This window comes from Caballeronia sp. (genome assembly GCF_049581465.1).
Lineage (GTDB): Bacteria > Pseudomonadota > Gammaproteobacteria > Burkholderiales > Burkholderiaceae > Caballeronia.
This window is the reverse complement of record NZ_JBAUSA010000571.1, coordinates 1-5,612: the sequence shown is the minus strand read 5'-3', so window position 1 is coordinate 5,612 and position 5,612 is coordinate 1. Positions and strand designations below refer to the sequence as shown.

General features: G+C 58.5%; 4 protein-coding genes. All 4 read right to left on the bottom strand.

Features of this window, described 5'->3' with window-relative positions; translation table 11 throughout:
• Positions 1-7 precede the first annotated feature (7 nt).
• The 4 genes from WCA53_RS14070 to xylA all read right to left on the bottom strand — a co-directional run bounded on the left by WCA53_RS14070 (position 8) and on the right by xylA (position 5,395).
• Complete coding sequence (locus WCA53_RS14070) at positions 8-1,204, bottom strand: sugar ABC transporter permease (protein WP_423911216.1); 1,197 nt, start codon at positions 1,202-1,204, stop codon at positions 8-10.
• Positions 1,201-2,757, bottom strand: coding sequence for a D-xylose ABC transporter ATP-binding protein (xylG, locus tag WCA53_RS14065; RefSeq protein WP_423911213.1), 1,557 nt, complete (start codon positions 2,755-2,757; stop codon positions 1,201-1,203). The genes WCA53_RS14070 and xylG overlap by 4 nt, the downstream gene beginning before the upstream one ends.
• A 64-nt stretch (positions 2,758-2,821) precedes the next feature.
• Complete coding sequence (gene xylF, locus WCA53_RS14060; RefSeq protein ID WP_423911208.1) at positions 2,822-3,850, bottom strand: D-xylose ABC transporter substrate-binding protein; 1,029 nt, start codon at positions 3,848-3,850, stop codon at positions 2,822-2,824.
• A gap of 222 nt (positions 3,851-4,072) precedes the next feature.
• Positions 4,073-5,395, bottom strand: a complete 1,323-nt coding sequence (gene xylA, locus WCA53_RS14055) for a xylose isomerase (RefSeq protein ID WP_423911204.1) — start codon at positions 5,393-5,395, stop codon at positions 4,073-4,075.
• Positions 5,396-5,612: the final 217 nt, after the last annotated feature.

The following is a 5,612-nucleotide window of genomic DNA, read 5'->3' as shown; positions in this document are numbered from 1 at the left end:
CGTCGGGTCATCGCTGATTCGATCCTGAAACCACATCGATCCAGACCGCCAGCACCAGGATCGCGCCCTTTACGATCATTTGCCAGTAAGAATCCACGTCGAGCATCGACATGCCGTTGTCGAGACTTGCCATCACCAGCGCGCCGATCAACGCGCCATAGACCGTACCCGAGCCGCCACGCATCGACGTGCCACCGATAAAGCACGCGGCGATCGCATCGAGCTCGCCCAGCGATCCCGCCGATGGCGAACCTGCCGCTAGACGGGCTGTGTTCACCAGACCGCCAAACGCGCACATCAACCCCATCAACGCAAATATCGCCAGTTTCACACGGTTCGTGTTGACGCCCGACAGGCGCGTCGCTTCGAGGTTCGACCCGACCGCGTAGATGCGCCGGCCGAACACGGTCTGGGTCGCAATGTACGTAAATACGCCGAGCAGGCCAAGCAACACGAGCACGGGCACCGGTATGCCGCCGTATCGATTGAGCATGGCGACAAACGCAACCAGGACGACGCCCGCTGCCACGATTTTCACCGCGTCCTGCCAGAGCGGCACGACAGGTAACGAATAGCGCTGCCTGTTTTGGCGCTGACGCACAGTGAGCACCGCGAGCAGTACAAACAGCACGATTGCGAGCGTATCGCCTGCTAGGCGAGGCAAATAACCCTGGCCGATAGACACCAGGTCATCGGACACAGGGGCGATCGTCGAGCCGCCCGTGATGCCTAGCAGCACGCCGCGATAAGCGAGCATGCCGCCAAGTCCGACAATGAACGAAGGCACGCGCAAATACGTAGACCACCATCCGTTGAACAGGCCGATCGCAACGCCAAGCACCATCACTGTTGGCAAGGTCGCGGCCAGCGGCCAGTGGTAAGTCACATCCAGGATCGCGGCAACGCCTCCCAATAGCCCGAGCAGCGAGCCGACCGACAAGTCGATCTCCCCGGAAATGATGACGAACACCATGCCGCACGCAAGCATGCCGGTGATCGACATTTGCCGAAGCAGGTTAGACAGATTGCGCGGCGAGACGAACGCGCCGTCGGTCAAAACGGAAAAGAATGTCCAGATGACGGCAATGGCAAGCAACAACGCAAGCAGCTTGTAGCGAGTGAACAGTTGCTTGAACCGCTGCCCCGATGAATACGATGCTTGACGTGGTGCCGGTTTGGGCGAGGATGTCAGGTCAGGAGTCATGCGACGCTCGCTGGAATGGGTTGTTCACTAAGTTCAGCGCCTATAGCCGCGCTCAGGATGGTTTCTTGGGTCAGTCCGTCGTTGACGAAATCGCCGCGCAACTGGCCTTCGCCGATCACGAGCACGCGATCGCTCACGCCAAGCACTTCCGCCAGTTCAGACGACACCACGATGATCGACATCCCGCGCCGCGCCAGTGCGAACATCAGCTTATAGATTTCGAACTTCGCGCCGACGTCGACACCGCGCGTGGGTTCGTCGAGGATGAGCACGTCTGGATCGGTGAGAAGCATGCGCGTGAGCACGGCCTTCTGCTGGTTCCCGCCGGAGAGGCTTGCGATGGACAACATGGGATGCGCGGCGCGCACCGACAGCCGCTTCATTTCCGTGTGAATGGTGTCGAGTTCGGCAGCCGAGTCGATACGCCCGCCCTTCGCAAAGCGTCCTAACACCGCCAACGTGATGTTGTGGCCAACACCGAGCTGCGGCACGATGCCGTGGCGCTTGCGATCCTCCGGCACCATGCCGATGCCCGCATTAATAGCGTCAGCAGGCGTATTGATCTTGAGGCGCTTGCCGTTCATCCAGACCTCGGCTTCGCACACGCCGGGATAGGCGCCGAAGATCGCCTGCATCAGTTCCGTGCGCCCCGCTCCCACCAGTCCCGCCACGCCAAGAATCTCACCCTTGCGCAGCTTGAACGATACGTTGTCGACCCGCTTGCGCTTCGCGTTCGTCACGTCGAAACACGTCACGTTGCGCGCCTCGAAAATCACCTCGCCGATCTCATGCGGTTCGCGTGGGAACAGGTTGGTGATTTCACGGCCGACCATCATCGAGATGATGCTGTCGGTCGTGATCTCTTTCATCGGCTGCGTCGATACGTGCTTGCCGTCCCGAATCACGGTGATGGTGTCGCAAATAGCTTCGACTTCATCAAGCTTGTGAGAGATGTAGACGCACGCCACGCCGCGCTTCTTCAGATCGCGCACGATGTCTAGCAAGATCCGTATCTCGGATGCCGTCAGTGACGACGACGGCTCGTCGAGTATCAATAGCCGCGCTTGCTTGTTCAGCGCCTTGGCTATTTCGATGAGTTGCTGATGGCCCCCGCCGTAGTTCATCACCGGCTGCGCCACATTGATGCCGCTGATGTTGAGTTCTTTTAGCAGTTCATCGGCGCGTTGATACATTGCCGCGTAATTCATGCGGCCGCCGGGCAACGTGATCTCGTTGCCAAGAAAAATGTTTTCCGCGACCGACAATTGCGGGACCAGCATCAGTTCCTGGTGAATGATGACTATGCCCGCGCGTTCGGTATCGCGAATATTTTCGGCCAGTAGCGGCTTGCCGTCCCACAGAATCTCGCCGTCCCAGGTGCCATGAGGGAAGACGCCGGAGAGAACCTTCATCAGGGTCGACTTGCCTGCGCCGTTCTCGCCGCACAAGCCGACACATTCTCCCGGCGCAACCACCAGGTCAACACCGTCGAGCGCCTTCACTCCGGCAAAAGATTTAGCGATGCCACGCATTTCCAGCAGCGCATTTGCCATACGTCATTACCCTGGATGGATGAAAGACACGCGAACGCGCTTGCGGCGCGTTCGCGCACGTGTGTCAGTTACCAGCCAGTTGGGCTTGCGTATAGAAGCCGTCCTTGATGACGACATCGACATTGCTCTTGGTGAGGAGCGTCGGCTGCAAGAGGACGGTATCGACCTGCTTCTTGCCGTTGTCGTATTGCGCGTTGAACGCCGGCTTGTCACCCTTGGCAAGATCCACGGCGAGCTTCGCTGCTTCGCTTGCAATGAGTTTCAGCGGCTTGTACACCGTCATGGTCTGGGTACCCGATACGAGGCGCTTGACTGCCGCGAGGTCAGCATCCTGTCCCGAGATCGGCACCTTGCCAGCCATCTTCTGTGCATTGAGCGCCTGGATTGCGCCGCCAGCGGTGCCGTCATTCGATGCCACGATCGCGTCGATCTTGTTGTTGTTCGCGGTCAGTGCATCTTCGGTGATGCGCAATGCCGTGGCCGCGCTCCATTCCGGCACCCATTGCTGGCCGACGATCTTGATGTCGCCACGATCGATTGCCGGCTGGAGGATCTTCATCTGCCCTGCGCGCAGCATCTTCGCGTTGTTGTCAGTCGGAGCGCCCCCCAGCATGAAGTAGTTACCCTTAGGCTGTGCATTGAACACGCCTTGGGCCTGCATTTCGCCGACCTTTTCGTTGTCAAACGAAATGTACGCGTCGACGTCGGCATCGAGAATCAGGCGGTCGTAAGAAACGACCTTGATGCCTGCCTTGTGCGCTTCGGCCACTACGTTGCCCAGCGTCTTCGAATTGAACGGCACGATCACGATGACGTCCACGCCACGCGAGATCAGGTTTTCGATTTGCGAGATCTGGCGGGCTTCATTCGCGTCGGCGGACTGAACCGAGACTTTCGCGCCCAGCTTGGTTGCAGCAGCGACGAAGTAGTCGCGATCGCGGGACCAGCGCTCGACACGCAGGTCGTCGATACAAAAGCCAATCTCGGGTTTATCCTTACTTGCATGAGCCAGTGGCGACATCATGGCGAAACTGGCGAACATCGCTCCACCAACTAGCGTACTCAGTACTGAACGGCGCATTACAGATTTCATGTTGTCTCACTCCTTATTATGGTGGGCGGGCAGGCGTTCCAGACCACGAGAGAAGAACGCCTGCGGGTCCTGCGGTGCGCTGCGGATTCATGTCCGCGCTCGTCGGTTGTTATTCTTATTACTGCGTTTGATGCGGGTGACAGCGTGTCCTGTGCGCGCCCCCTTCGCAATTGCGAAATTGACGGACCGGCTTAGCGATTTTTAAGGACGCGGCCAGCAGGTTCAAAGCGTTCCGTAGATTGCCCGATTGACAACATTCTCAAGGTGTTCCTGCCGTCCGCTCACGTGTTGCGGCGCTACGTTACGGGCGACGGCATCCGTCGCGAGGGACTCAAGCGAATAGCCGCCCGACAGCACCTTGCGTCCAAAATCAGTTTCCCAGCCTGCATAGCGTTGCTTCTTGAACTCGGCCAGCTGGTCGTTTTCGATCAGGGCCGCTGCTCGCTCCAGCGCGATGGCAATGACGTCGATCGCACCAATATGACCGTGAACCAGATCTTCTGCATCGATGCTTTGACGGCGCACCTTGGCGTCGAAGTTCATTCCCCCTGTTGTAAAGCCGCCGTGCCGGAGGATCTCATAGAACGCAAGCGTTAGCTCTTCCACACTGTTCGGAAACTGGTCCGTATCCCAGCCGTTCTGTGGGTCACCCCGGTTTGCGTCGATACTGCCGAACACGCCCAGCGCGAGCGCCGTTGCGATTTCATGATGGAACGAGTGACCCGCGAGGGTCGCATGATTCGCCTCGATGTTCACTCTTATTTCGTCTTGCAAGCCAAATTGCACTAGGAAACTATGAACGGTCGCGACATCGAAGTCGTATTGATGCTTCGTCGGCTCCGCCGGTTTCGGTTCGATCAGGAGCGCGCCCTTGAAGCCGCTCTTGTGCTTGTGTTCCACGACCATGCTAAGAAAACGCCCTAACTGGTCGCGCTCGCGCTTGAGGTCCGTGTTGAGGAGCGTATCGTACCCTTCGCGGCCGCCCCACAATACATAATTATCGCCGCCCAGGCGCTGAGTGGCTTCCATTGCCTGGAAGACTTGCGTCGCGGCAAAAGCGAATACATCGGGGTTCGGATTTGTTGCCGCCCCGGCCGCGTAGCGCGGATTCGAGAACAGGTTCGCCGTGCCCCACAGCGGCTTGATGCCCGTCTCTTCCTGCTTGCGGGCAAGGTAGTCGGTCATCGACTTGATGTTATTCACGTAATCCCTGATGCCCTCACCCTCCGGCGCGACATCGGTATCATGAAAGGTGTAGAACGGCGTGCCAAGCTTCGAGAAGAAATCGAATGCCGAATCGGCTTTAAGCTGCGCGAGTTCAAGCAGGTTGCCGGGACGTTGCCATGGCCGCTTGAATGTACCCGCACCGAACATGTCGACGCCCGGCCATACGAACGTATGCCAATAGCAGACGGCCAAGCGCAAATGGTCTTCCATGCGCTTGCCCAGCACCAGCTTGTCGCGATCATAGTGGCGGTATGCGAATGGACTGTCCGATTTCGGACCTTCAAAGCGCACAGCAGGAAGATGGTCGAAGTACGTCATGCTCGTCTCCTTTCCTTATGATGTGCCCCATGCTGCCATTTCGCGCGGCGCACCCGCAATTGCGAAATCCACCAGTGCCGATGGTGATTCTTGATGGCGGGGAAAATCGGCTGGTGGCGTGCTGCGTCCAGGGCCTAGAATAAGCAAAACACTTAAATATCCAAGGCTCTCGCCTTAAACCGGAGACAACGAAGCAGCCGAATCCGTCACGGACGCT

What these genes read in the sequence shown, in the direction of transcription:
- WCA53_RS14070 (WP_423911216.1), bottom strand. Translation starts at nt 1,204, where the DNA reads ATGACTCCTGACCTGACATCCTCGCCCAAACCGGCACCACGTCAAGCA.
- xylG (WP_423911213.1), bottom strand. Translation starts at nt 2,757, where the DNA reads ATGGCAAATGCGCTGCTGGAAATGCGTGGCATCGCTAAATCTTTTGCC.
- xylF (WP_423911208.1), bottom strand. Translation starts at nt 3,850, where the DNA reads ATGAAATCTGTAATGCGCCGTTCAGTACTGAGTACGCTAGTTGGTGGA.
- xylA (WP_423911204.1), bottom strand. Translation starts at nt 5,395, where the DNA reads ATGACGTACTTCGACCATCTTCCTGCTGTGCGCTTTGAAGGTCCGAAA.